This window comes from Lederbergia lenta NBRC 16444 (assembly GCF_001591545.1).
Lineage (GTDB): Bacteria > Bacillota > Bacilli > Bacillales > Bacillaceae_C > Lederbergia > Lederbergia lenta.
This window is the reverse complement of record NZ_BCVC01000001.1, coordinates 1-25,948: the sequence shown is the minus strand read 5'-3', so window position 1 is coordinate 25,948 and position 25,948 is coordinate 1. Positions and strand designations below refer to the sequence as shown.

General features: G+C 38.9%; 22 protein-coding genes and 1 riboswitch. All 22 genes read right to left on the bottom strand.

Annotated elements, in window-relative coordinates:
• Nucleotides 1-114: 114 nt before the first annotated feature.
• Nucleotides 115-1,545 carry an Asp-tRNA(Asn)/Glu-tRNA(Gln) amidotransferase subunit GatB gene (gene gatB / locus BLE01S_RS00110; RefSeq protein WP_066135685.1) on the bottom strand — a complete coding sequence of 477 codons (1,431 nt, stop codon included), beginning with the start codon at nucleotides 1,543-1,545 and terminating at the stop codon, nucleotides 115-117.
• 13 nt (nucleotides 1,546-1,558) lie between these two features.
• Nucleotides 1,559-3,004 carry an Asp-tRNA(Asn)/Glu-tRNA(Gln) amidotransferase subunit GatA gene (gene gatA, locus BLE01S_RS00105; RefSeq protein ID WP_066135678.1) on the bottom strand — a complete coding sequence of 482 codons (1,446 nt, stop codon included), beginning with the start codon at nucleotides 3,002-3,004 and terminating at the stop codon, nucleotides 1,559-1,561.
• Nucleotides 3,005-3,016: 12 nt separating this feature from the next.
• On the bottom strand, nucleotides 3,017-3,307 hold the full coding sequence (gene gatC, locus BLE01S_RS00100) for an Asp-tRNA(Asn)/Glu-tRNA(Gln) amidotransferase subunit GatC (protein ID WP_066135675.1): 291 nt from the start codon (nucleotides 3,305-3,307) through the stop codon (nucleotides 3,017-3,019).
• Between the two features lie 197 nt (nucleotides 3,308-3,504).
• A complete protein-coding gene (locus tag BLE01S_RS00095; RefSeq protein ID WP_066135674.1) occupies nucleotides 3,505-4,665 on the bottom strand; it encodes a CamS family sex pheromone protein in 1,161 nt (386 codons plus the stop codon).
• 14 nt (nucleotides 4,666-4,679) lie between these two features.
• Complete coding sequence (gene ligA / locus BLE01S_RS00090) at nucleotides 4,680-6,686, bottom strand: NAD-dependent DNA ligase LigA (protein WP_066135671.1); 2,007 nt, start codon at nucleotides 6,684-6,686, stop codon at nucleotides 4,680-4,682.
• A 27-nt stretch (nucleotides 6,687-6,713) separates the two neighbouring features.
• Nucleotides 6,714-8,924 (bottom strand): DNA helicase PcrA, encoded by a 2,211-nt coding sequence (pcrA, locus tag BLE01S_RS00085; RefSeq protein ID WP_066135668.1) that lies wholly within the window; start codon nucleotides 8,922-8,924, stop codon nucleotides 6,714-6,716.
• Nucleotides 8,925-8,974: 50 nt separating this feature from the next.
• Nucleotides 8,975-9,670 carry a heptaprenylglyceryl phosphate synthase gene (gene pcrB / locus BLE01S_RS00080; RefSeq protein ID WP_066135665.1) on the bottom strand — a complete coding sequence of 232 codons (696 nt, stop codon included), beginning with the start codon at nucleotides 9,668-9,670 and terminating at the stop codon, nucleotides 8,975-8,977.
• A 265-nt stretch (nucleotides 9,671-9,935) separates the two neighbouring features.
• Nucleotides 9,936-10,226, bottom strand: a complete 291-nt coding sequence (locus BLE01S_RS00075; protein ID WP_066135662.1) for a YerC/YecD family TrpR-related protein — start codon at nucleotides 10,224-10,226, stop codon at nucleotides 9,936-9,938.
• A gap of 34 nt (nucleotides 10,227-10,260) precedes the next feature.
• Nucleotides 10,261-11,286, bottom strand: a complete 1,026-nt coding sequence (locus tag BLE01S_RS00070; RefSeq protein ID WP_066135659.1) for a DUF3048 domain-containing protein — start codon at nucleotides 11,284-11,286, stop codon at nucleotides 10,261-10,263.
• Nucleotides 11,287-11,341: 55 nt separating this feature from the next.
• On the bottom strand, nucleotides 11,342-13,084 hold the full coding sequence (locus BLE01S_RS00065; protein WP_066135655.1) for an adenine deaminase C-terminal domain-containing protein: 1,743 nt from the start codon (nucleotides 13,082-13,084) through the stop codon (nucleotides 11,342-11,344).
• A 288-nt stretch (nucleotides 13,085-13,372) separates the two neighbouring features.
• On the bottom strand, nucleotides 13,373-14,632 hold the full coding sequence (gene purD / locus BLE01S_RS00060) for a phosphoribosylamine--glycine ligase (RefSeq protein ID WP_066135652.1): 1,260 nt from the start codon (nucleotides 14,630-14,632) through the stop codon (nucleotides 13,373-13,375).
• A 493-nt stretch (nucleotides 14,633-15,125) separates the two neighbouring features.
• Complete coding sequence (purH, locus tag BLE01S_RS00055; protein ID WP_066135649.1) at nucleotides 15,126-16,661, bottom strand: bifunctional phosphoribosylaminoimidazolecarboxamide formyltransferase/IMP cyclohydrolase; 1,536 nt, start codon at nucleotides 16,659-16,661, stop codon at nucleotides 15,126-15,128.
• A gap of 40 nt (nucleotides 16,662-16,701) precedes the next feature.
• Entirely contained in the window at nucleotides 16,702-17,277 is a 576-nt protein-coding gene (gene purN / locus BLE01S_RS00050) for a phosphoribosylglycinamide formyltransferase (protein WP_066135646.1), read from the bottom strand.
• Nucleotides 17,274-18,317, bottom strand: coding sequence for a phosphoribosylformylglycinamidine cyclo-ligase (gene purM, locus BLE01S_RS00045; RefSeq protein WP_066135642.1), 1,044 nt, complete (start codon nucleotides 18,315-18,317; stop codon nucleotides 17,274-17,276). The genes purN and purM overlap by 4 nt, the downstream gene beginning before the upstream one ends.
• An 88-nt stretch (nucleotides 18,318-18,405) precedes the next feature.
• Entirely contained in the window at nucleotides 18,406-19,827 is a 1,422-nt protein-coding gene (gene purF / locus BLE01S_RS00040; RefSeq protein ID WP_066135639.1) for an amidophosphoribosyltransferase, read from the bottom strand.
• Entirely contained in the window at nucleotides 19,812-22,031 is a 2,220-nt protein-coding gene (gene purL / locus BLE01S_RS00035; protein WP_066135636.1) for a phosphoribosylformylglycinamidine synthase subunit PurL, read from the bottom strand. The genes purF and purL overlap by 16 nt, the downstream gene beginning before the upstream one ends.
• Nucleotides 22,015-22,701 carry a phosphoribosylformylglycinamidine synthase subunit PurQ gene (gene purQ / locus BLE01S_RS00030; protein ID WP_066135632.1) on the bottom strand — a complete coding sequence of 229 codons (687 nt, stop codon included), beginning with the start codon at nucleotides 22,699-22,701 and terminating at the stop codon, nucleotides 22,015-22,017. The genes purL and purQ overlap by 17 nt, the downstream gene beginning before the upstream one ends.
• On the bottom strand, nucleotides 22,698-22,952 hold the full coding sequence (gene purS / locus BLE01S_RS00025) for a phosphoribosylformylglycinamidine synthase subunit PurS (protein ID WP_066135629.1): 255 nt from the start codon (nucleotides 22,950-22,952) through the stop codon (nucleotides 22,698-22,700). The genes purQ and purS overlap by 4 nt, the downstream gene beginning before the upstream one ends.
• Before the next feature lie 78 nt (nucleotides 22,953-23,030).
• Entirely contained in the window at nucleotides 23,031-24,155 is a 1,125-nt protein-coding gene (purK, locus tag BLE01S_RS00020; protein ID WP_066135626.1) for a 5-(carboxyamino)imidazole ribonucleotide synthase, read from the bottom strand.
• Nucleotides 24,148-24,636, bottom strand: coding sequence for a 5-(carboxyamino)imidazole ribonucleotide mutase (purE, locus tag BLE01S_RS00015; RefSeq protein WP_066135625.1), 489 nt, complete (start codon nucleotides 24,634-24,636; stop codon nucleotides 24,148-24,150). Before purE ends, purK begins: the two co-directional genes overlap by 8 nt.
• Nucleotides 24,637-24,752: 116 nt before the next feature.
• A riboswitch (purine riboswitch) is annotated at nucleotides 24,753-24,853 on the bottom strand.
• 74 nt (nucleotides 24,854-24,927) lie between these two features.
• Nucleotides 24,928-25,116 carry an NETI motif-containing protein gene (locus BLE01S_RS00010; protein ID WP_066135623.1) on the bottom strand — a complete coding sequence of 63 codons (189 nt, stop codon included), beginning with the start codon at nucleotides 25,114-25,116 and terminating at the stop codon, nucleotides 24,928-24,930.
• Nucleotides 25,113-25,658 carry a DUF2179 domain-containing protein gene (locus BLE01S_RS00005; protein WP_066135620.1) on the bottom strand — a complete coding sequence of 182 codons (546 nt, stop codon included), beginning with the start codon at nucleotides 25,656-25,658 and terminating at the stop codon, nucleotides 25,113-25,115. Before BLE01S_RS00005 ends, BLE01S_RS00010 begins: the two co-directional genes overlap by 4 nt.
• Nucleotides 25,659-25,948 lie beyond the last annotated feature (290 nt).

Here is a 25,948-nt window from a genome sequence, read left to right as displayed (position 1 = left end):
CGGAAAAAGTATAGATTATTCGATCAATCAACAAGAATACATGATGGAAAGTCTTTTGCTAAATAAAAAGATAGATGTAAGCAGCTAATATACTGCCTACATCTATCACCAATTTTATCGTTTGTTCATTTCTTGAGCTAATAATTTATTAACCATTGGAGGGTTAGCCTGCCCTTTTGTTGCTTTCATAATTTGGCCGACTAAGAATCCAAGTGCACGGCCTTTACCGTTTTTATAATCTTCGATTGACTGTGGATTTGCATCCAAAATTTCGTTAACGATCGGAAGAAGTGCACCCTCATCAGAAATTTGCACAAGGCCTTTTTCCTTAACGATTTTCTCTGCATCTCCGCCTTTTTCGATTAACTCACGGAAGACTTTCTTCGCAATCTTAGAAGATATTGTGCCATCTTCAATCAATTTAATCATGCCGGCAAGCCCAGCAGGTGTAAGAGCTACCTCATGAAGTTCCTTTTGTTCAGAATTCAAGTAGGCAGATACTTCCCCCATTAGCCAGTTTGATGCTAGTTTAGCATCTGCACCGGCAGCAAGAACCTCTTCAAAGAAGTCAGACATTTCCTTCGTTAACGTTAACACCATTGCATCATATGCTGGCAAGCCTAATTCTTCTACATAACGTTTTTGACGAGCATCTGGTAATTCTGGAATTTCAGCACGAATGCGTGCTTTCCATTCTTCATCAATATTCAACTGAACGAGATCAGGTTCAGGGAAATAGCGATAATCATCTGCACCTTCCTTGATTCTCATCAAGATCGTTTCACCTGTTGCCTCGTCAAAACGAAGTGTCTCCTGTTGAATAATTCCACCTGAAAGTAACACTTTTTCCTGACGCTTTTGTTCAAACTCTAACCCTCTACGTACATAGTTAAATGAGTTTAAATTTTTCAATTCAGCTTTTGTTCCAAATTTCTCTTGACCAATTGGACGTAATGAAATGTTAGCATCACATCTTAGTGAGCCTTCTTCCATTTTACAGTCGGAAACGCCAGTATATTGAATAATTGCTTTTAACTTTTCCAAATAGGCATATGCCTCTTCTGGTGTACGAATATCAGGCTCAGATACAATCTCGATTAATGGCGTTCCCGCACGGTTTAAGTCAACTAGGGAATAACCATCATTCGTATGAGTTAATTTTCCTGCATCTTCTTCAAGATGGACACGCGTAATACCAATTTTCTTTTTCACACCGTCTACTTCAATCTCAATCCATCCGTGCTCCCCGATCGGTTTATCAAATTGAGAGATTTGATAAGCTTTTGGGTTATCAGGATAAAAATAGTTTTTACGGTCAAACTTTGTTTCAGTTGCGATTTCACAATTCAACGCCATTGCCGCTTTCATACCGAAATCTACTGCTCCCCTGTTTAAGACTGGCAAAACACCAGGATATGCGAGATCAATTACGGTAGTATTTGTATTTGGTTCTGCACCGAAATGGTTCGGAGCCGGTGAAAAAATTTTTGAATCTGTTTTTAATTCTACGTGGACTTCTAATCCAATTACTGTTTCAAAATTCATGTCATCTCACCCCTTACAATTGTGGTTTTTTCGTATGGAAACCTGCTGCTTGTTCATATGCATATGCAACTCGATAAATAGTACGTTCATCAAAATGCTTACCAATGATTTGTAACCCTAATGGTAGACCTTCTGTAAAACCGCATGGTACGGAAATCCCCGGAAGTCCAGCTAGGTTTACTGGAATTGTTAAAAGGTCCCCAGCATACATGGTTAATAAATCATCAATTACTTCTCCAACTTTATAAGCTGGTCTCGGCGTTGTTGGACCGATTACAACATCATATTTCGCAAAAACTTCATCAAAATCTTGTTTAATCAATGTACGAGCTTGTTGTGCTTTTTTATAATAGGCATCATAGAAACCTGCACTCAGTGCATATGTTCCTAGCATAATGCGACGCTTTACTTCATCACCAAAACCTTCAGAACGTGACTTTTTATATAGATCCATCAAATTCTTAGGATTCGGTGTACTGTATCCGTAGCGAACTCCATCAAAGCGTGCAAGGTTTGCTGAAGCTTCTGAAGAAGTTACTAAGTAATATGTTGATACTCCATATTTTGAATGTGGAAGTGATACTTCTTCCCATGTCGCTCCTAATCCTTCTAATACTTTCAATGCATCAAGCACAGACTGACGTGAAGCTTCACTAACACCCTCACCTAGATACTCTTTAGGAACTGCAATTTTTAATCCTTTAATATCACCCGTTAAACCAGAAAGAAAATCCGGTACGTCTTGATTAACAGTTGTAGAATCACGTGGATCAAGACCTGCAATATTTTGAAGAACTAACGCATTGTCTTCCACTGTTCTCGTAATTGGTCCTACTTGATCAAGTGATGAAGCAAATGCAACAACACCATAGCGTGATACGCGACCATATGTAGGTTTTAACCCAACAACACCACAAAATGCTGCCGGCTGACGAATCGAACCGCCCGTGTCTGTACCAAGAGCAAATGGTAGTTGACCAGAAGCTACTGCCGCTGCAGATCCACCTGAAGAACCACCGGGAACTGCGTCAAGATCCCATGGATTACGTGTCGTTTGAAACGCTGAGGTTTCTGAAGTTGAACCCATTGCAAATTCATCCATATTTAACTTTCCAATTGTAATAGCATTCGCATCATTCAATTTTTCCATGACCGTTGCATCATAAATCGGGTTAAAATCCTCTAGCATTTTACTTGCACAAGTTGTCCGCAAGTCTTTCGTAATGATATTATCTTTAATTCCCGCTGGAATAGCGAAAAGTGGGTTTTCTTCTACTTTTCCATCAAGTTCTTTTGCTTTATTACGAGCATTTTCTTCATCTAATGTAAGAAATGCTTTTATTTTTCCATCTACCTCGTTGATCCGTTTAAATGACTCATCAACTAGGTCTGTAGCCGTAATTTCTTTTTTATGTAAAAGTTCATGTAAATCGACTATCTTCTTATCCAATAAAGACATGTGGTTCCCTCCTTATTCCAATATTGTTGGAACTTTAATTTGTCCATCTTGATGACTAGGTACGTTTCTCATTACTTCGTCACGCGGTAATCCTTCTTCTGCAACATCTTCGCGCATCACATTTTCTTGTTGGAAAACATGTGATGTCGGCTTAATACTCGCTGTGTTCAATCCATCTAGATTTTCAGCCATCGAGATCATATCATCTAGATCTTCCGTAAACTTTTCTGCTTCTTCATCATTTATTTCAAGTCGCGCTAAATGCGCTACGTGCAATACTTGTTCCTTTGAAATTCTTGACATTTTTTTACACCTCCACTTATAATCGACCACTTGCAATACTATTGATAATATCAGAAAAAGGCGAACATACGCAAGAGGGATAACCCTAAGTGTTCAGTTTCTCTCTCTCACAAACAAGCTTTTCATTATCGAATGTCGGCGACTTACAAGTAATATACTTTAGTCGCCTTGTTTCGATAATCTCGCGCCCATCTCTATCAATAAATATGGACAAAAGGTTCTGTTTCACCAGCTTCTTTCACTATTAACGCTTCCGCACCATTCACTGATGTGATGTCCACTTCCACTTCTACATACTCAGGGAAATGATCCACAACTAATGAGGTAGCCCATTGGGTAAATCCAATAATTTCAGCTTCTCCATATAATTGGATCGGAATTTCTATCGATAAATCCATTAGCTGATCATCTTTATAAAAACCTCGACCAATTACACCATTATAATTCGGAAAATACTCTTCGATATCATCTTTAAACCTTAGAAATACAGCCATATCCTCACGATGGTCTTTCTCTGCTTCTGATGAAGGGAATAGAAGGTATTTCTCATCTACATTTTTCCAATCACCGAGTGATGAACTGCCTTTATTTGCATGAGCATACGCAAAAAAGTTCCCCGGAATTACGGTACTTTTACTTTTTTGCTCAAATAAGGCGATCGTAATTGGAACATCTCCAATTTCTTTCATTCCTCTTAGCCGTTTTAACACTTCCTCAGCCATTTTCTTTCCTTCTGCGGCCAACTTGTCATGAGGTATATCTTGTTGAAAGGTTGCCCCATATTTTTCTTTTTGATAATAATGAACAGAATTTAACGCAAGGCCAATAACAACCCCGCCAAGACTAACATTTTTATCATTTTTGACTAAATAATTATGCTCAAGTATATGTGCCAGATAGATCGGATTTTTCTCGTTTTGTTCTTCGACAGAGCCTTTGCCATCATTAAGAGGATTTAGACCAATATTATCTTCCTCTTTTATGTTTAATTCCTTCAATTGTGCTTTCGTATACTTCCTATTCAGTAATGAATTAACGGTTTTCTTATCTAAATATTGTCCTTCTTGAAACACATAATTATCTGTTGAAAATTGTTCCTTTGCGACCCGCATTAAGCCTGTTTCAAATTCATTCATATCGTATTTTGAATATAGGTTGGAAACAACCATCCCTCTTGTTTTACTTGGTTCAAAAGGAATGATCGAACGATAATAAGATTTGGATATTTGGTAATTCGGAATAATCGCAGTTTCTTTTAATTCCTCTTTTTCTTGTACAACTTCGGTATTTTTTTCAAAATTCGGTACACAACCAGCGATAAGTATTGCCGCTAAAAACAACGGAAACCATTTTTTCATACCGTTTTACCACCTTATTCTTTAAGTTCTTCCAGAAGTTTTTCCTCGCTCAATACTTCGATCCCGAGATCTATTGCTTTCGTTAGTTTCGATCCAGCATCTGCTCCCGCAATCAAAATATCTGTTTTCTTACTAACACTTCCTGACACATTGCCTCCAAGTGCTTCTATTTTCTCTTTTGCTTCATTCCTTGTTAATTGTTCAAGCTTTCCCGTTAATACCACTGTTTTTTCATTAAAGACAGAATCACTATCTTCTATTTGTTGTCGTTTTATTCCCAAATAATTCATATTGACGCCTGCTGACTTTAACTCAGAAATTAGTTGCTCCACTTCTTCATTTTCAAAGTAAGTGACGATGGCATCTGCCATCTTGTCACCGATTTCTGGGACAGTCAGCAGCTCTTCCTCTGTAGCAGTAGATAGCCTGTCCATTGATTCAAAATGCTCGGCAAGTGTTTTCGCGGCTTTTGCGCCAACATGGCGTATACCTAATCCGAATAATAACTTTTCAAGTGAATTGCCTTTCGATATGTCAATGGATGTAAGTAAATTAGTAGCAGATTTTTCTCCCATTCTTTCTAAACTCAACAACTGATCTTTCGTTAAAAAATAAATATCAGCTGCATCTTTAATAAGAGCATGATCAAACATCTGCCCAATTACTTTTTCACCCATCCCTTCGATATTCATCGCATTACGAGAAACAAAGTGAATGAGGCTCTCACGCCTTTGTGCCGGGCATTTTGGATTAATACAACGAAGTGCGACTTCCCCTTCGAGCCGGACAAGTTCACTTGCACAATCAGGACATTCGGTTGGCATAGAAAAAGCTATTTCTTCACCTGTTCTTCTCTCTGCAAGCACATTTACTATTTCAGGAATGATATCACCAGCTTTTCTAATAACAACCCAATCTCCAAGCATTACATCTTTTTCCTTAATAATATCCTCATTATGAAGAGATGCTCTTTGCACAGTTGTTCCTGCTACAGTTACAGGTTCTAGAATCGCTGTTGGTGTAATAACGCCTGTTCTTCCTACACTTAATTCAATGGAAGTTAATTTGGTCACTACTTCTTCAGCTGGAAATTTATAAGCAATCGCCCAGCGTGGTGTTCTAGCCGTAGCCCCTAGCTCATCTTGTTGATCAAGCGAATCAACTTTGATGACAATTCCATCGATTTCGTAGTCAAGCTCTGGCCGTTCCACCGTCCACTTTTCGATATAATTCATTACTTCTTCTACCGTTGCGCACTTTTTGCGCTCTTTATTTACCTTTAAACCAAGGTCTTCCAATAAGTTAAGTCCGGCACTATGAGTAGCAACTCCAGTTGTTCCATAATTACCCATTCCGTATAGGAATATATCAAGATTTCTTGAAGCTGCAATCCTGGGGTCTAACTGACGAAGGGATCCGGCCGCAGCATTTCTTGGGTTAGCGAATAACATTTCCTCTTTTTCAGCCCGCATTTTATTGAGTTGTAAAAATGATCTTTTCGGCATATAAGCCTCTCCGCGGACTTCGAATGTGTATGGCTCATTTAATCGAAGGGGTATGGAACGAATCGTTCTTAAGTTCGCTGTAATGTCTTCGCCAATCTCACCATCGCCCCTTGTCGATCCTTTGATAAATAAACCTTCTTCATAACTGAGGGAAACTGCTAACCCATCAATTTTAAGCTCACAAATATAAGTGAATTTATCCCCTATTGCCTGTCTAATCCGTCGGTCGAAATCTCGAATATCAGCTTCTGAAAATGCATTTCCTAAACTAAGCATTGGTGTTTCATGCGTGACTTTTTCAAAAGCTGATAACGCCGCTCCACCAACACGCTGTGAAGGTGAATCGGGCGTTATTAACTCAGGATAGGCTTTCTCCAAATCTGTTAATTGCTTCATCAATTTATCATATTCAGCATCTGGAATCGTTGGATTATCTAATACATGATACTCATAGTTATATTTATTTAATAAATTTTGCAGTTCTTTCAGCTGCAACTCAGCCTTCTCACTGGTCATATACACAACCCTTTCCCAGTAGTAAACTTATACTTTCGTAATAGGAGCAAATTCAGCTAGCAGTCGTTTTATTCCAGTTGGACTTGGAAATGCAATATCTAGCTCCACACCTTCATTATCGCCTTTTACGCTGACAACCGTACCGATACCCCATTTTTTGTGTTCTGCTTTATCTCCGACATTCCAACTGACATTATTTGTAATATCCGGCTTAGCCACACTCCGAAAAACTGGCTTTGCTCGTTGCTGTGTTTTCTTAGAAAATCCAGAAGACACGCTTTGTCTTTGTTCAGCTTGCACATCTTCTAGTAATTCTCCCGGTATTTCAGCAATAAATCGGGAAACAGGATTCATATTTGTCCGACCAAACAATGTTCTCATTTGAGCATTTGTAATAAATAATTCTTCTTCTGCTCGAGTAATCCCTACATATGCAAGTCTTCGCTCTTCTTCCATTTCTTCTTCTTCCATCAACGAACGGCTGTGTGGAAAGACTCCTTCCTCCATGCCAATTAAAAATACTACCGGGAACTCCAATCCTTTTGCAGCATGAAGTGTCATTAATGTAATCGCTTCTCCAGGGGTACCATCTTCATCTAGCTTGTCTATATCTGCAACCAACGCTAAGTCCGTTAGAAATGCAATTAAACTTTTATCATCATTGCTATCTTCAAAACTCTTCGTAACAGAAAGGAATTCATTAATATTCTCAAGACGGCTTTCTGCCTCTAATGACTTTTCAGCAATTAACATTTCCTTGTATCCTGATTTTTCAATAACTTCCTCTACTAATTCAGTTACTGACAGAAATTCCTGCATTTGTGTGTAATTTCGAATCAATGCATGAAAATCTGCTGCTGCATTGGCTGCTCTTCCTGTTAAGCCTATAAAGTCTATTTCATTCAATGCCACAAATAATGAGATATCATGATCTTGCGCATACCTGGCAATCTTATCTATCGAAGTTGCACCTATCCCGCGTTTAGGTACGTTTATCGCACGCTGAAGACTAATATCATCATCTGGATTAGCAATTAAACGCAAATATGCAAGTAGATCTTTAATTTCTTTTCTATCATAGAACTTAGTACCGCCAATAATGTTGTATTCAATATTAGATTTTAATAATACTTCCTCAATAACACGGGATTGAGCATTTGTACGATATAAAACAGCAAAGTCCGAAAGTTTTCTATTTTGTCCTTGGCATAATTCTTTAATCTTCCCGGCAACAAATTGTGACTCCGACTGTTCACCATCTGCTCGATAATACGTGATTTTCTCTCCCGGAGTATTATCTGTCCACAAATTTTTCGGCTTACGATTGGGATTGTTTTTAATTACTTCATTTGCAGCCTCCAGAATTCGTTTCGTTGAACGATAATTTTGTTCTAGAATAATCACTTGGGCATTGGGATAGTCTTTTTCAAAGGATAAAATATTTGCAATATCTGCCCCGCGCCATCTATAGATTGACTGATCGGAATCACCAACGACACATAAATTTTTTAAACGAGCAGCCAATAGCTTTACAAGCATATATTGAGCTCTATTCGTATCTTGGTACTCATCCACATGAATATATTGAAATTTGCGTTGATAAAATTCAAGTACTTCTGGGACTTGATCAAAAAGTTGAATTGTAATCATGATTAAATCATCAAAATCCAGCGCATTATTTCTACGAAGCCGTCTTTGATACTCTGTATATACATCGCTAATCACTTGCGCGTAATATCCAGAAGCTTGTTTTTCATATTCTTTTGTAGATACTAACTCGTTCTTCGCACTACTAATCGCTCCTAAAATAGCTCTAGGCTCGAATTTTTTCGGATCAATATTTTTCGCTTTTAAAATATTCTTAATCACAGACAGTTGGTCAGTAGTATCTAAAATTGTAAAATTTCTATTATAGCCAAGCCTGTCGATATCTCGACGCAATATACGCACACACATAGAGTGAAATGTTGAAATCCATACACTTTCAGCTGCATCCCCCATAATATGTCCGATCCGTTCTTTCATTTCACGAGCAGCTTTATTTGTAAATGTGATCGCCAAGATATTATACGGATTCACGCCTTTTTCCACCATTAAATATGCAACGCGATGTGTAAGCACTCGCGTTTTCCCACTACCTGCACCAGCCATTATTAATAAAGGTCCGTCCGTTGCTTTTACTGCCTCCCCTTGTTCAGGGTTTAACCCTTCAAGAAGACGCCCTGTTAATATTTCCACGTCTACACCACCTATAAAGAACATTCGTTCCTATTATATCATTTACATCTTTATTTGCTAGATATTTTCAGAGCGTTAACTGTTTTCAGCGCTTCTTTTATGTTTTCATAAATTATATTTCCTACGACGATTACATCAGCATATTGTCCCATTTCTTCTGCTAGAGCAGCAGTTTTAATACCACCACCGTAAAAGAGTCGCGTGTCTGTAAGTTGTGCTTTTACTTGTTGCACCAGTCGAGGATCACCATACATACCACTATATTCTAAATAAAAGATTGGCATATGAAACATTTTCTCTGCCATCATTGCATAGGCAGTAATATCATTTTCACTAAGATCTGTATTTGCCGAGGTTTGCTTTGCTGCTTTACAATCCTTATTTAATATACAGTATCCTTCTATGAAAATTTCATCCCAATCCATTAACTCTCCATACTCTTTGACAGCTTGATGATGATGGCCCGTAATCCACGAAGGATCACTACTGTTCAAAACAGTTGGAATAAAGTACAAATCGAATCCTGGTGATATCGATTCGTGATTACTTACTTCCAATACACACGGAACAGTATATCTACGAATCCTTGCCATTAAATTCAATACTTTTTCCAATGTAACACCGTCAGTCCCACCAACAATGACAGCATCTGTACCTGATTCACATATAAGTTCAAGATCTTTATCTGAGATCGTTTTGTTTGGATCTAATTTAAAGGCATGACGCCATTGCCCCACATCGTACATATATGATAAATCCTCCAATCTATTTCCTATTCCATACTACATTATAGCATTTTGCCAAGCAATCACCTTAATGAATTTCTTTCTTGTGTAATAGCGAAAAAACCGCATGATAAATCTGCGGTTTTTCGCTACTTAAGAAATTATAAAATACTACAATGTAATAAGGTTTAAGAAAGTGAATCTTCGTCTAGCACCCTACCACTAACAAACTTCAAGATACATGGGTAATTAGTGCATCGCTGAAATAGGGTTTTTATATACATGTCTATTCTTGTGTTCTGTCTAAAACCATTTCATATGTATCATTTCCATAGTTTAGACAGCGTTTCACTCTTGATATGGTTGCAGTGCTTGCACCAGTTTCTTCTTCTATTTTATGATACGTACTTCCTTCACGCAACAGTCTAGCTACTTCTAATCGTTGTGACAAGGATTGAATTTCATTAATTGTACATAAATCGTCAAAAAATCGGTAGCATTCTTCTAAATCTTTTAATGATAAAATTGCAGTAAAAAGCTGGTCTAGTTCTTTTCCTCTAAGCTTTTCAATTTGCATGTATACCCCTCCCTTCCTAAACTTCATCACATAGTCACTGTTCGAATGAGACAATATCCATCTCCGGCACAATATTGACCCAAGTTTTCCCTGGAACAAGTCCTATTGGCTCATTCTCTACATATGGGATTAAACGACCATCGTCATTCTTCCATTCGACTTCATAGGAATTACCTTTTTGCAATAAAAATGCACGCCCTCCAGAAGTAAGATCTATTGCTCTGCGTCCAGCGTCATCAATCACTTGATGAGCCACTTCCATCACGATTACATTATCCAATTGGACAGGTTTATCCGTATTAAGATCAGTCGTTTGTACACCATCTGAATAACGAGTATATTTTTTTGTCTGTTTATCATACTTATATTCCGAAGTAAATTGTGTCGTTCTCCCGTAAGATACTTCCATATACTCTGTTTGCGTACCTTCTATAGAAAGTTCTTCCCCGTCTAAGAAGACCAATTCTTTCGGTGCCTTGTCCATGTCATATTCCAGCTCTGAAGCACCCTTTTTAATACTGTCAAAGCTTATATACGAGTTATGTGGCGCCTTTCGTGATGAAGATCTTTTAAATAATGAACCATCATATTGGATGCCATTTAAATTATCAATTTCCCCTGATGTTAACATCTTTTTTGCATCAGGACTATAACCATGGGCTATGAATAAACTATCATATCCTTGTGCCAAATCAATAAAATAATTACGTGCACTACGTACCGGGCCAATATTTTCAGGTTGCTCACTTTGATAAATCGCCAAAAGCCTCGTAACTTCACCCTCAGCTAACGCTTCATAAACGATATCTGCTTCACTTAATCCACTTTGCGGACGTGCAGCTGGATGATTATTAACAATTACCGCTACAGCTCTGCCTTCAGAATTCTCCTCCATTTCTATACCAGTAAGAGGAAATCGTTCAAAATCCTTATTTTCTTCTGATTGCTGAGGGTTCTTTTCTACTTCTCGTTCCGCTGACTTGTTTTCTCCCTTGCTACAAGCAGACAATGCTAATACAATCACTGCAGCTATTAGGAGTGGATTTCTTTTACTTAACACATAACATCCCCCAAATCATCATTTTGACACTTATTCATTATATCATTCTACTATTTTAACGCATTAACGTTGGAAAGAGAATTGTTTTATTCATAACATCATACATTCCTTGTTGGGTAACCCGTACGTAAGGTAAGTGTGTGGAAGAAAAAAATAGCAAAGAATAAATTGGATCAGTAAATTGGTAGCCTCTTTCAATAAGTAATTTCTTCAATTCTTCTTCTTCCTTAATCAAGCTAGGTAGCTCTTTCTCGGACATTAAACCCGAGAGTGAAAGCTGAATTTCGTGAAGTACTTTTCCTTCTTCTGTTAGTACAATTCCGCCACCAATTTCTTTCATTCGGTTAAAGGCTAGCAGCATATCTTCCTTATTTTTACCAATTAATATAAAATCACCTGTATTTGAGAAAGACGAGGAGAAACCGCTTACATTTTGTGCGAATCCTTTGACTATTGTGTTAATCCGCCATTTCCCTTGACGATCCACTAACATAAAATAACTTTCATCATGATCACCCGAAAGATTCTCTATGGAAAAATCCATTGTCACTGAGTATGGCTTCGTGATCACGTCATTCACCATTTCTATCCCAAATGGCATCGAAAACTGCATATCGCTTTCTTGTAAATTCCAATCTAACTGAAGTGGCTCCATATCAAACTTAGACCAATCAATATTTTCATCATGCTGGATTTGTTGACCGTCTCTCTTTACCCAGTCTCCTTTTGCAAGAACGGATACCGGAGTAGGATCTTGCTCATCTTCTAGAAAATTAATATTAGCTATGCGCCCAGTAGCAATCATGCCATGGTGATGAAGAAGGTTATAATGACGAGCCACATTGTAAGAGGCCATATGGTATGCATCTATAATTGGAACATCGTTTTCTAATGCAATTCGAATCATCATGTCAGCGATGCCTTGTTTGTAAAAACCCGGTGTGGAACCATCAGTAGTGAAAAGCATAGAATCATATTGCTGAAGACCAAGCTCACTCATTTCTTTTAATAATACAGGTAAGTCCGGTCTAATAGATGAATGACGTAGAGAAACGTTATAACCATGCATAAGACGCTTATATACATCTTCTCCAGTCATCGATTCATGATCTGCATCTACTCCAAACAACATCATCTTCGCAAGCGTTTTGTCAGAAGCCCCTGGAAAATGCCCTTCCACTTTCTTGCCAACGCGCTTTGTTTCTTGAATCCAATGAAGCATCAAATCATCGCCAGCAAGTAACTTCGGCCAACCAGTCAATTCTCCCCCCTGTACAACTAAATCATGTTCAAGCCACGATTGAATATCACCATTTGAAAATATTGTTTCTTCTCCATCCATTTCGGTTTGGGAATCGAAACGACTCCACCAATACATACTCACAGGAGATTCATTTAACTCCCTTAACAAGGAAAACGCTTTCTCTTTATTCAAATGTAAAAATATAACTAAGTTATCATTAATAATTGTCGTCGTTCCTGTTTGGGATGCATATCGAGCAAATGTTTGCGGATTATATAATTGAAATGGGTGCACATGCGGCTCTATATAACCTGGAACAAGAGTAAACCCTGAACAATCAACAATTTCACAATCTGTTGTTAACTTTGGTAATTCTTCTCCTATATAAACAATTCGGTCATTGTGTATCCAAATATTAGCAATAATCCATTTGCGAAGCACTGAATGTAAGAATCGAGCATTTATTAGAAGTTTTGTTGGCGCCTTCTTACCGTTCACAACGGCTACTTGACCACGTATTTGTTTGTTCTTCCATCTATATTTTTGATCTAACATATTAACTCCTCCTGCCAAACTAACTTTTCATCCTAAAACTATCCTAACATATTAATCTTTTTAACGCATTACAGTTTCACAGTGAAATATTAACATTATGTGAAAACGGTAACAACACAAAACATATGCTATTTATTTTAAGTTGTATATACCACTATTCTAACACATATATACAAAGAAAAGACTTATATAATTTTTTAGAATTATGTTAGTAAATGTAGAAATTCCTTAATTTCCAAAGAAAAACCAAGTAAAAACGCTTTTATACGTTTTTACTTGGTGACATAATTAAAGGGCCTTATATGCGATATCTTTACGGTAGAAAAATTCTTCATGATCTGTTTTTTTCATTTCAGCATACACTTTTTTGACTGCTTCTTTAATCGTTTTACCTTTAGCAGTTGTTAGTAATAAGCGTCCGCCGTTGGAAACCAATGCTCCATCTTCCTCACGTTGGCTTGTTCCTGCATGGAAAACAGAAATCTCTGGACCTAGTAAAGTAAGATCTGGTAATGGCATACCTTTTTTATATTCTCCTGGATAACCTTTTGCAGCTGTGACTACCCCAACAACTGCATCATCTGACCATTCAATTTCTGGTTTTTCTCCATCCATAATATCCATTATTAACTGGACCAAATCCGTTTCAAGACGTGCCAAAACTACTTGTGTTTCTGGGTCACCAAAGCGTGCATTAAATTCGATCACTTTTGGGCCTTGTTTGGTTTGAATTAGACCTGCGTATAGTATGCCTGTAAAAGTACGGTCTTCAGAAATCATCGCTTTCGCTGTTGGAATTAAAATTTCCTTCACACCAAATTCTACTTCTGCGTCTGCAATATGTGGAACAGGCGAATATGCACCCATGCCTCCTGTATTTGGTCCTTGATCACCATCATATGCACGTTTATGATCTTGAGCGATAACCATCGGATATACATCTTCTCCATGCACGAATGCCATTAAAGAAAATTCTTCTCCATCTAAAAATTCCTCTACTACTACACTTGCGGATGACTCCCCAAATCTAGCATCCAAAAGCATGTCTTTTAAAGCTGCAATTGCTTCATCCATTGTCATCGCAACGACAACGCCTTTTCCGGCAGCAAGGCCATCTGCCTTAATTACAATTGGTGCCCCTTGTTTCTCTACATAAGCTTTTGCTTCTTCATAAGAGTGGAATGTTTCATATGCAGCGGTTGGAATCGAGTATTTCTTCATTAGATCTTTTGCAAATGATTTACTACCTTCAATAATAGCTGCATTTTTTCGAGGACCAAATATTTTGAGACCAGCAGCTTCGAATTCATCGACAATACCGGCTGCAAGAGGAACTTCAGGACCAACGATCGTTAAATCGATCGCTTCCTTTTTAGCAAATTCAATCAAATTAGCAAAATCTGTTTCTTGAATTGGGACTAGCGTTGCGTCTGCGCTAATTCCAGCATTTCCTGGGGCACAAAAAACTTCCGTAACGCGCTCACTCTCCCGCACCTTTTTGCAAAGTGCATGTTCCCTACCTCCACCACCAACAATTAAAATCTTCATTAACATCACCCGTCCAAAATTTATTAAGGCGGGGGCTGACCCCGCCTCACTAACGTATTAGTACTCACCATGCTGGGATTCAACCTTCACCTTGCTACTTAAAATAAGGTCCCTCGACTAAAACTGCCACATCCTGTGAGTGCAGTTTATACGTCGATAAACGGGAGCTTCCGCTTTTCTTTTATGTCTAGCTGCAGTGCCTATCGACTAGCAGACTTCAGGGCTTCTCCCTACGATAAGTCTACATCGAATCGCTTTGCTCTTCGTGTTTCCTTTATCTCGTACGAAAGCCCCTCCAGTCTGTACGTCGATGAGCAAGGCGCTTCCGCTTTTCTTTTATGTCTAGCTGCAGCGCCCAGCGACTAGTAAACTTCACGATTCTTCCTACGATAAGTCAACATCGGCTCGCCTGCAGGCTTACCGTGTTTCCTTTATCTCGTCAGAATCCCTCCAGTTTATACGTCGCTAAACGGGCGCTTCCGCTTTTCTATTATCAATGTTTAAAATGTCTTACGCCTGTTAGGATCATGGCGATTCCGTGTTTGTCAGCTAGTTTTATAGAGTCTTCGTCGCGAATGGATCCGCCGGGTTGGATGATTGCTGTGATTCCTGCTCGTGCGGCTTCTTCTACTGTATCACTCATTGGGAAGAATGCATCTGATGCGAGTACTGCACCTTTTGCTCGTTCGCCCGCTTGTTCTAGAGCTATTTTCGCTGCTCCCACCCTATTCATTTGCCCAGCGCCAACTCCAATTGTCATATCATTGCTTGCAACTACGATTGCATTCGACTTTACGTGTTTTACTACTTTCCACGCTAATTTTAACGCAGCTAACTCTTCTTCTGTTGGTTCACGTTTTGTTGGAATAGAAATCTCCGCGTCTTCGTATGTATAAGTGTCTTGATCCTGAATAAGCAAGCCACCTTCCACTGAAGTGAGCATTTTCTCTGCCTTCTTTGTTTGATCAAATGGAACCGTCAATAAACGTATGTTTTTCTTCGTCGTTAAAATTTCCAGGGCTTCGTCTGTAAAGGCAGGTGCGATAATAATTTCCAAGAAAATTTCATGTAATTTCTTTGCTGTTTCTCCATCTACTAGACGGTTGAAAGCTATAATTCCTCCAAATATAGATGTTGGATCTGCCTCAAATGCTTTTTGGAAAGCATCCGAAGAATTAGTTCCTACCCCAACTCCACATGGGTTCATATGCTTTACTGCAACGGCGGCAGGCTCATCAAAATCTTTTACTATCTGTAAGGCGGCATCTGCATCATGGATATTATTATAAGAAAGCTCCTTACCATGATATTGACGAGCATTAGCAATCGAAAATTCTGAACCAAGTGGACGACTATAAAAAGCCGCTTTTTGATGTGGATTTTCCCCATAACGTAATGGTTGTTTTAATTCATATGTAAATGTAACACGCTCTGGCTGCTCTTCACCTGATAGCTCCGTCATATACTCAGCAATATAAGCATCGTATGCCGCAGTATGGCGGAAAACTTTTGCGGCAAGTTTTCGCTTCGTCTCTTTCGATACTTCACCTTGAGCCCGCATTTCTTCAAGTACTTGTTCATAATCAAGAGAATCCACTAAAACTGTAATATATTCATGATTTTTGGCAGATGCCCTCAGCATTGCTGGACCACCAATATCGATATTTTCAATTGCATCTTCAGCTGTAACATTTGGTTTTGCGATCGTCTGTTGGAACGGATATAAGTTCACACAAACTAAATCAATTGGTTGAATTCCTTGTTCATCCAACTGCTCCATATGTCCCGAATCATCACGCTTCGCCAATAAACCACCATGTATCATTGGATGAAGTGTTTTTACTCGCCCTTCCAAAATCTCTGGAAAACCAGTAATATCGTCTACAGCTTTAATGTCTAGGCCACCTTCTTCAAGTACTTTCTTTGTGCCGCCTGTCGACAAAATTTCGAATCCAAGTTCAATCAGTTGTTTCGTAAATTCCACAACACCCGTTTTATCCGATACACTGATAAGTGCTCTCTTCATTATTGGTCACCCTCCGGATTTTTCATCTTAAAAAATATCTTTATTAGACTCTGCCTTTTCCGAATAATCTTTCTAATGTTTCTGGATAAAAAACATGTTCTATTTCATGAATCTTACGGACAACATCAGCAAGCCCATCTCCATCTGTTAACTCCATTGCTCTTTGTGCAATAATTGGACCTGTATCCATTCCTTCATCGACAAAATGGATGGTCACTCCAGTAACTTTTACACCCGCTTTTACCGCTTGGCCAATTGCGTCCTTGCCAGGAAAAGCTGGTAATAATGAAGGGTGAATATTGATGATCCTATTCGTGTATGCTGTAAGCAATGTTGGACCAACTAATCTCATATATCCTGCTAATACGACAAAGTCTACCTCATGCTGCCTAAGCTTATGAATGATCTGTTGTTCAAACGCGGCTTTAGATTCATATTGTTTGGGCTCAAATACAAAAGCAGGCACTCCCGCCAATTTAGCTTTATCAATGGCACCTGCCATCGGCTTATCACACACAAGCAAGGCTACTTCTGCTTGAAGTTGCTTCGCGGCGATAGCATCAATAATCGCTTGAAAATTGCTTCCAGTACCTGATGCGAAAATAGCTATCTTTTTCACTTTTCGTCCTCCGCGCTCACAAACTGTACGCCCTCTCCTTTAACGACAGAACCGATTTTATAGGCATTTTCACCTTGTTCTATAAAGAAACGCATTGCTTTATCTGCAACATGAGCATCAACGGCCACAACATAACCGATTCCCATATTAAAAATATTGTACATTTCTTCACTTTTTATATCCCCGTACTTCTCGAGCGCTTGGAATATAGGTAAGACAGGCCAAGATCCTAGTTTAATTTCCGCACCAAAGCCTTCAGGTAGCATTCTTGGGATATTTTCGATAAAGCCACCACCTGTTATATGGGACATACTATTAATCTTAAACTCTCGAAGAGCAGCAATGATCTGTTTTGCATAAATTCTTGTTGGCTTAAGTAACTCCTCACCAAGTGTATCTGCTAGCTCTGGTAACTGGGCATCTAGTTGAAAACCTTGATCTTCGAGGAATACTTTTCTAACTAATGAATAACCATTGCTATGAATACCACTTGAAGCAAGACCAATAAGAACATTGCCTGCCTGTATATCTTCACCAGTGATTAATTCAGATTTCTCACAAGCACCTACAGAGAACCCCGCCAAATCATATTCTTCTTCCTCATACAAACCTGGCATTTCCGCTGTTTCTCCACCAATTAGTGCACACCCAGCCTGCTCGCAACCATCAGCGATTCCGCTCACGATCTGTTCAATTTTATCAGGAACAGCCTTTCCAAGTGCTACATAGTCAAGAAAATAAATCGGCTCTGCACCTTGGACAACAATATCATTGACACACATTGCTACACAGTCAACCCCAATTGTGTCATGCTTGTCCATCATAAATGCGAGTTTCAACTTTGTTCCAACTCCATCCGTACCGGAAACGAGTACAGGTTCTTTTAAATTCAATTCAGATAAATCAAAGACTCCACCAAAACTTCCCAGCTGTCCCATCACACCTGCACGTAATGTTCTTTTCGTATGCTTCTTTATTTTCTCAACTGCTTCATATCCAGCCTCAATATTGACGCCGGCCTTTTGGTAGGCATTTGCCATCCTAATTGCCCCCTTATCATTTAGTTCCAGCGTCTGCATTACAGGACGCTGGAATTTCAGCTCACAGACGCGACACACATAAATTTCATTATCTCATCAATTCTTTTTCATATGGTAATTTCGTATCTGGATAAATCTCTGTCGGATATTCCCCAGTGAAACATGCCATGCATTGCCCACAATCTTTTCCATACCCTTTTCGCCCGATTGCTTCAAGTGTTCCTTCGACGCTTAAAAATGTTAAGGAATCAGCGCCGATAATTTCACGGATTTCTTCCACGCTATTTGAAGACGCAATTAACTCTTCATGTGTGGAAATATCAATTCCATAAAAACACGGGTTTTTCATTGGCGGTGAGCTGATACACACGTGTACCTCTGTTGCTCCTGCTTCCTTTAACATTCTTACAATTCGCTTACACGTTGTACCTCTGACAATGGAATCATCCACCATGACGACGCGTTTACCTTCAACCACTCTTCTAACTGGTGAGAGTTTCATTTTCACTCCGCGCTCACGGAGTTCTTGAGATGGTTTAATAAACGTCCTACCAACATAGCGATTTTTAATTAAACCAAGTTCATAAGGTATACCTGCTGTTTCTGCGAATCCAATTGCCGCTGAGATACTTGAATCTGGCACCCCTGTTACCACATCGGCTTCAATATTAGCTTCCTTCGCTAGCATTTTCCCAAGGCTTTTTCTCGCGGTATGAATATTTATACCTTCAATATCACTATCTGGGCGAGAGAAGTACACATATTCCATGGTACACATAGCATTTGAAGGAGAAAGTGAAAATCGCTCCGCTTGTATTCCCTCATTATTGATGACTATCAATTCTCCAGGCTCCACATCGCGAACAAAATCGGCTCCAATGAGATCAAATGCACATGTTTCAGATGCTACACAATAGGCTTCTCCTATTTTCCCAATCGAGAGCGGTCGCATCCCATTTGGATCTTGTGCAATAATCAACTCATCTTCGGACATAATTACAATTGCATATGCCCCTTTAACCATTGATAAAGCATTTTTCACTTTATCTTTCAATGCTAGGTAACCGCTCCGTTTAATTAAATGAGCAAGTACTTCTGTATCTGAACTAGTTTGAAAGATACTGCCTTGCATCTCAAGTTGATGCCTTAAATCACTCGCGTTAATTAAATTCCCATTGTGAGCAAGCGTAAGACCACCACTTTGTGAATGGAGCAAGAATGGCTGCACATTTTCTAGGCCGCCTTTATCTATACCTCCATATCTCACATGACCAATCGCACTTGTCCCTTCTAAGCTTTCGATTTTCTTTTCATCGAAAACATCATTGACAAGCCCTTCGCCTCTAACCCCTTTTAGTCGTTCACCATCTGTTACAACAATACCCGCACCTTCTTGCCCTCGGTGTTGCAGACTATGGAGACCATAATAAGTTATTTGCGCTGCATCAGGATGACCCCAAATACCGAAAACGCCACATTCCTCGTTTAGCCCTCTTACTTCAGCAAACATGGAATGGCTCCTTTCCAGGCTTCTTCCAATGCCCTTGTATCAGATTGGATTAACTGTTTTTCTGCGCCTTTAATGATCAACTGGCCACCGTTCGTTACTTCGCCAATCAATCTTGCATCTTCAACAATTTGTTCAAAGGCTTTTTGATCTTCTTTTTTAACAGATAGAATAAAGCGTGATTGTGTTTCTGCAAATAATGCGGATGTCTCATTGCCATGAAGTGTCACTTCAGCACCAAGTCCATTTGTACCAAATAATGATTCTGCGATCGCTACAGCTGTACCACCTTCAGAAACGTCATGAGCCGATGCAACAAGACCACCTTGGATTGCTTCTAGCACTTGTTTTTGTCTGCTAACTTCGACTTCTAAATCAATTGCAGGAGCTTTACCGAAAATTTTGCCATGAATCATTTTTTGCAATTCACTTCCACCAAACTCATCTTTTGCTTCACCAATTAAATAAATAAGGTCTCCAGCTGACTTAAACACTTGTGTCGTTACATAAGATGTATCTTTGATCAAGCCAACCATTCCAATAATTGGTGTTGGATAAATCGCCTTGCCTCCCTTTTCATTAAAGAGTGACACGTTTCCGCCAATGACTGGACTTTCAAGTGCAAGACAAGCTTCACTAATACCGGCTGCTGATTTTTCAATTTGCCAAAATATTTCTGGCTTTTCTGGACTACCAAAGTTTAGTCCATCCGTAATTGCCAATGGTTCAGCACCAGAGCAGACAACGTTTCTTGCTGCTTCAGCTACTGCAATTTTTCCTCCAACTTCGGGATCCAAGTAAATATAACGTGAGTTACAATCTGTTGTAATCGCGATTGCTTTTTTCGTGCCACGAATCCTCACTACCGCTGCATCTGATCCAGGGCTAACAACAGTATTAGAACCAACATGATGGTCAAACTGACTGTATACCCATTCTTTACTTGCTATCGTCGGCTGTTTTAAAAGTTGCATTAATGTTTCATTATAATCAGTTACTTGTGGAACTTCTTGCTCCATTGCTTGGAAGTCACGGTAATAAGCTGGCTCTTCAGAAGGCTTATGGTACACTGGCGCATCCTCTGCTAGTGCATCAGCCGGTACTTCGGCAACAACATTGCCCTTATGAAGTAAACGAAGCATTTTATCATCTGTTACATGTCCAACAGATACTGCTTCAAGATCGTATTTTGCGAATAAATCAATAATTTCTTGTTCGCGTCCTTTTTTGATAACAAGCAACATCCGCTCTTGTGATTCTGATAGCATCATTTCATAAGCTGTCATATCTGCTTCACGTTGTGGGACCAAATCAAGATTCATTTCAACTCCATAGCCTGCTTTACTCGCCATTTCCGCAGATGAACTTGCAAGACCAGCTGCCCCCATATCTTGAATACCAATCAATGCATCTGACTTAACGAGCTCCAAGCAAGCATCCATTAGCAATTTCTCTGTAAACGAATCCCCAGCTTGTACCGCTGCTCTATCCTCGTCCTCTTCTTCTGCTAGTTCAACGGAAGAGAATGTTGCTCCATGAATTCCATCTCTACCAGTAGCGGCGCCCGCATACATTACTGTATTACCAACACCTTTTGCCTGGCCTTTTTGCATGTCTTCATGATTAATCAATCCAACAACCATCGCATTCACAAGTGGATTATGTTCATAAGCCGGATCGAATTGAATCTCACCGCCAACAGTTGGAATTCCAAGTCCATTACCGTAATCCGCGATTCCTGCTACTGCTTGTTCAAGCAAATAACGAACTCTTGGTGAATCCAGTTCACCAAAACGAAGGGAGTTCAATGATGCAATAGGTCTTGCTCCCATGGAGAAAACGTCTCTGACGATACCACCAACCCCAGTTGCAGCCCCTTCATAAGGTTCAATCGCTGACGGGGAGTTATGGCTTTCAATTTTGAATACAACTGCCTGGTTATCACCAATATCAACAATTCCAGCACCTTCTCCAGGTCCTTGAAGTACTTGTTTTCCTTCTGTCGGAAACTTTTTCAATACTGGTTTAGAATTTTTATAACTACAATGCTCAGACCACATGACCGAAAATAAACCCGTTTCTGTATAATTAGGTGTTCTACCAAGCATTTTTTCCGCAAGGGCAAACTCTTCGTCTGTCATACCCATGTCACGATATATTTTTTCTATTTTCACTTGTTCTGAGTTTGGTTCAAGCATTTGTGGCATGTGATTCCCTCCAGTTTCTTACAATTGATTGAAAAAGCCTTAATCCGTCTTCACTTCCGAACAGCTGCTCCACTGCTCGCTCAGGGTGCGGCATCATACCAAGAACATTTCCTTGTTTATTGCTGATTCCAGCAATATTATCCATGCTACCGTTAGGATTCTCTGTTGTATAAGTAAAAATAATTTGATTATTTTGTCGGAGTTTTGTTAGTGTTTCTTCATCCGCATAATAGTTTCCATTTCCATGTGCGATAGGTATAGTAATCTGTTCCCCACTCTCATATGTGGAAGTGAACAAAGTATCGTTATTCTCCACTTTTAATTGAACTGGTTTACAGATGAATTTCAAATCTCTGTTTTCAAGCACTGCACCTGGTAAAATGCCTGTTTCAAGTAATATTTGGAATCCATTGCCGATCCCTAACACTGGTTTTCCTGCTTCAGCAGCTTTTTTTACCGCCTTCATCACTGGTTGCATCCGAGCTATTGCCCCTGGACGAATCGCATCTCCATAGGAAGTTCCACCTGGAAGAATAATTGCATCATATGCGTTTAAATCTTCACTATTATGTCTTACAAATTCTACATCTTCTCCAAGCACATTTTTTATTGCATCATACGTGTCTGCTTCACAGCTTGTACCAGGAAATACTAGGACAGCGAATTTCACTCTGCTCCAACCTCCTCGATGTCAAAACGATAATCTTCCACTACTGTATTTACAAGCAGATTTCGGCATATATCATGAACTGCTTCTTCAATATCTTTATTTGACTTTTCAAAACTAAGTTCAATATATTTACCTACACGCACATCTTGCACCTCAGGGAACTCCGTGTTTTGTAATGCTTTCGTTGCTGCAGAACCTTGTGGATCAACAACACTCTCTTTTAATGTTACAAAAACCTTCACTTTATACATTTTCATTTCTCCTCTCGATATGGGGTCTAGCTTTTTTAAATGAAACCAAGTCATGATTCCTGTCATTAAAACACAATATTATTTCCAAACATTACTAGCGTCTAACTCCTGTAAAGTCGCTTCTACATTTTCAGTTAAGATCGTTACATGGCCCATTTTCCGGTTATGTTTTGCTTCATTTTTTCCATAAAAATGAACCGCCCAATCTGTACGCTGCGGAATTTCCCTTATCACTCCATCTACATGCTGACCTAACACATTGATCATCACCGCAGATTTCAAAAGTTTTGAATCTTGCAACGGCCAACCGCACACTGCTCGTATATGCTGGCCAAATTGTGAAATATTACATGCTTCAATTGTATAATGTCCCGAATTATGTGGCCTTGGTGCAAGTTCGTTCACATAAAGCTGCCCATCTTCTGTTAAGAATAACTCCACAGCCAATGTTCCCACTAGATTTAATTGATTAGCAATTTTCCTAGCTAACTCGACAATTTTTCCTTTTAAATGCGGTAAAATTCTTGCTGGAACGATCGTTTCATGTAAAATGTTATTCACATGAATATTTTCTCCGATAGGAAAACAGTTCAGTTCACCCTCTATGCTTCTTGCCATGACAACAGATATTTCCTTTTCAAATGGGATCCATGCCTCTAAAACGCAAGGGCCGTGTGTTAATAGTTGTGCTGCTTCTTGAACATCTTGTGCTTCTTTAATAACATATTGTCCTTTACCGTCATATCCACCACGTGAAGTCTTCAGCACACAAGGAAATCCTATTTTCTCTAATTTCTGTTGTAAATCTTTTTCATTGCGAATAACTGCATACGGAGCAACTTTCACACCTGCATCCGTTAAAGACTGCTTTTCTAAAATACGATCCTGTGTCACTTTTATTAATTCAGAACCTTGTGGAATAAAAGCTTTTTTAGTTAGCCAATCAAGTGCCTCGTAATCAATATTTTCAAACTCATATGTGATGACATCGCTTTTTTCTGCCAATCTAGCAAGTGCAGTGCGGTCATCATAAGCAGCAACTATTTGTTCATCTGCTACTTGTCCTGCTGGTGAGTCTGGAGCAGGCTCCAATACTATTACACGAAATCCAGCTTCCTTTGCAGAAAAAGTCATCATACGGCCAAGTTGTCCGCCGCCAATAATACCAATTGTTTGACCAGGTTTAATAAATTGCTTAGACAAGCTGATCACTACTTTCTAATACCTTTTCTTTCATTTCATTTCTTCTATTTTCAAGACGCTCTGCTATTTTCTCATTTTCAGTACCAAGTATTTGTGCTGCAAGTAATCCTGCATTCACTGCCCCAGATTTACCAATTGATACCGTTGCAACTGGTACTCCGCCAGGCATTTGAACAATCGAAAGTAATGAATCCATTCCTTTTAAGGACTTAGATTCTACGGGAACACCAATCACTGGTAATATAGTTTTTGCAGCAACCATTCCTGGTAGATGTGCTGCCCCGCCAGCTCCAGCAATAATCACTTTTAATCCTCGTTCTTTTGCTTTTCCCGCATATTCAAACATTAAATCTGGAGTTCTATGCGCCGATACTACCTTTTTTTCATATGGCACCTGTAATTCATCTAATATGTCACAGGCATGTTTCATCGTCTCCCAGTCAGATGTGCTGCCCATAATAATTCCGACTTCGGTTTTCATATCATCCCTCCGTCCTTTATATGTAAAATAAAAAAACGGATAGACTGCGTTTCTATAAAAGAAAGCAGGCTATCCGGGAGTAGAAATCGCACTTGAAAAAAGCACATCAAATGCTTCCCAAATTCCACTTTCCTCATAGTCCAATTATTTACGGTAATTGGGTAGATACGTATGGGCCCTATTCCCATGATATACGAGGCCTTGTTCAACAATTACATCTTACCAAAGTTAAGAAGCAGATGTCAATTAAAAATCGAACATTAGTTTAATATTTTATTTTAATGTTCGTGTTTAAGTGTTTTTAACTCCTTCAAAAATAATTTTCTGAGCAATTGGTATAAATTTGCTTTCCTTATTGTTGCCTTCTTCTTTAAATATCGGTTTTTCAATTCTCTTTATTGGATGATATCCTTCCTTATCCATTCTATCAAGGCACTCACCAATAGTTTCATTTTCCATTACTTCAAATTGTTTTTTCATGACTCTTTAACTTTCCTTCCCTTAATAGCTTTTACCCAAAAACCGCCGTAGATAGCTTTTGGCTCATACGCAATAATAAATGCTTTTGGGTCTAGTTCCTTGATTGTTTGGTATAATTTTAACTCGAATTTTCTTGATGTCAAAACTTGTAATGCCATTCGATCTCCTTCCAACCCTTGGGCTGCCCAGCTTGTTACTCCATATCCTGCATTACGCAATTGTGTTGGGAGGTCTTTATCATACTCTTTCGTGATCACATGTACAGTAATATATCCAAGTGCCATCTTTTCCTCAATTTTCGTACCAACGATAACCCCTATACCATATCCCACTGCATAAGCAATGACATTTTGAATTTGATTCAAATTATCCAAAACCAGTCCAAGACCTACCACATAAATTACAATCTCGATCATACTTAAAAATGCCGCAATATATCTGTAACCCTTCAACGTGAGTATCATCCTGATCGTAAAAAAGGAAACATACACAATATTAATAATTAGAATAATTGCAACCATAACTAAACTATTACCAAGCATAAACATTCCTCCGTTTAAAATTTACTCTATCGTAAAATTAACTGTATCTACTTTATATTACCCTTTATATATAAGAACAGTACTAATTAGAGAATTTCACTTCAATATATAGGCATTAAATTAAGATACCTTCAAATATATGTAAATAAGATGCAGTCAGGAGACTAGCACTGTTATAAGCACGGCATGGAGTTCCACTACTAGATTATTACTATACATACCTTTTTGCAACATCCTGTGTTTAAACAAAATTCTACACTTGAAATAAAAAATATTTAAATCAAAAAAAA

Bases quoted from the DNA above. Each gene is read 5' to 3' on its own strand.
- gatA (WP_066135678.1), bottom strand. From the start codon at position 3,004: ATGTCTTTATTGGATAAGAAGATAGTCGATTTACATGAACTTTTACAT.
- pcrB (WP_066135665.1), bottom strand. From the start codon at position 9,670: ATGTACGATGTGGGGCAATGGCGTCATGCCTTTAAATTAGATCCAAAC.
- BLE01S_RS00095 (WP_066135674.1), bottom strand. From the start codon at position 4,665: ATGAAAAAATGGTTTCCGTTGTTTTTAGCGGCAATACTTATCGCTGGT.
- purD (WP_066135652.1), bottom strand. From the start codon at position 14,632: ATGAAGATTTTAATTGTTGGTGGTGGAGGTAGGGAACATGCACTTTGC.
- gatB (WP_066135685.1), bottom strand. From the start codon at position 1,545: ATGAATTTTGAAACAGTAATTGGATTAGAAGTCCACGTAGAATTAAAA.
- purL (WP_066135636.1), bottom strand. From the start codon at position 22,031: ATGCCACAAATGCTTGAACCAAACTCAGAACAAGTGAAAATAGAAAAA.
- BLE01S_RS00075 (WP_066135662.1), bottom strand. From the start codon at position 10,226: ATGCAAATTGAAAAGCTTAGAGGAAAAGAACTAGACCAGCTTTTTACT.
- ligA (WP_066135671.1), bottom strand. From the start codon at position 6,686: ATGACCAGTGAGAAGGCTGAGTTGCAGCTGAAAGAACTGCAAAATTTA.
- purE (WP_066135625.1), bottom strand. From the start codon at position 24,636: ATGAAAACCGAAGTCGGAATTATTATGGGCAGCACATCTGACTGGGAG.
- BLE01S_RS00010 (WP_066135623.1), bottom strand. From the start codon at position 25,116: ATGAAAAAACAATTTGAAGTAATGGAAAATGAAACTATTGGTGAGTGC.
- gatC (WP_066135675.1), bottom strand. From the start codon at position 3,307: ATGTCAAGAATTTCAAAGGAACAAGTATTGCACGTAGCGCATTTAGCG.
- BLE01S_RS00005 (WP_066135620.1), bottom strand. From the start codon at position 25,658: ATGCTTGGTAATAGTTTAGTTATGGTTGCAATTATTCTAATTATTAAT.
- purM (WP_066135642.1), bottom strand. From the start codon at position 18,317: ATGGCAAATGCCTACCAAAAGGCCGGCGTCAATATTGAGGCTGGATAT.
- BLE01S_RS00065 (WP_066135655.1), bottom strand. From the start codon at position 13,084: ATGTTAGATCAAAAATATAGATGGAAGAACAAACAAATACGTGGTCAA.
- purF (WP_066135639.1), bottom strand. From the start codon at position 19,827: ATGTTTGCTGAAGTAAGAGGGCTAAACGAGGAATGTGGCGTTTTCGGT.
- purS (WP_066135629.1), bottom strand. From the start codon at position 22,952: ATGTATAAAGTGAAGGTTTTTGTAACATTAAAAGAGAGTGTTGTTGAT.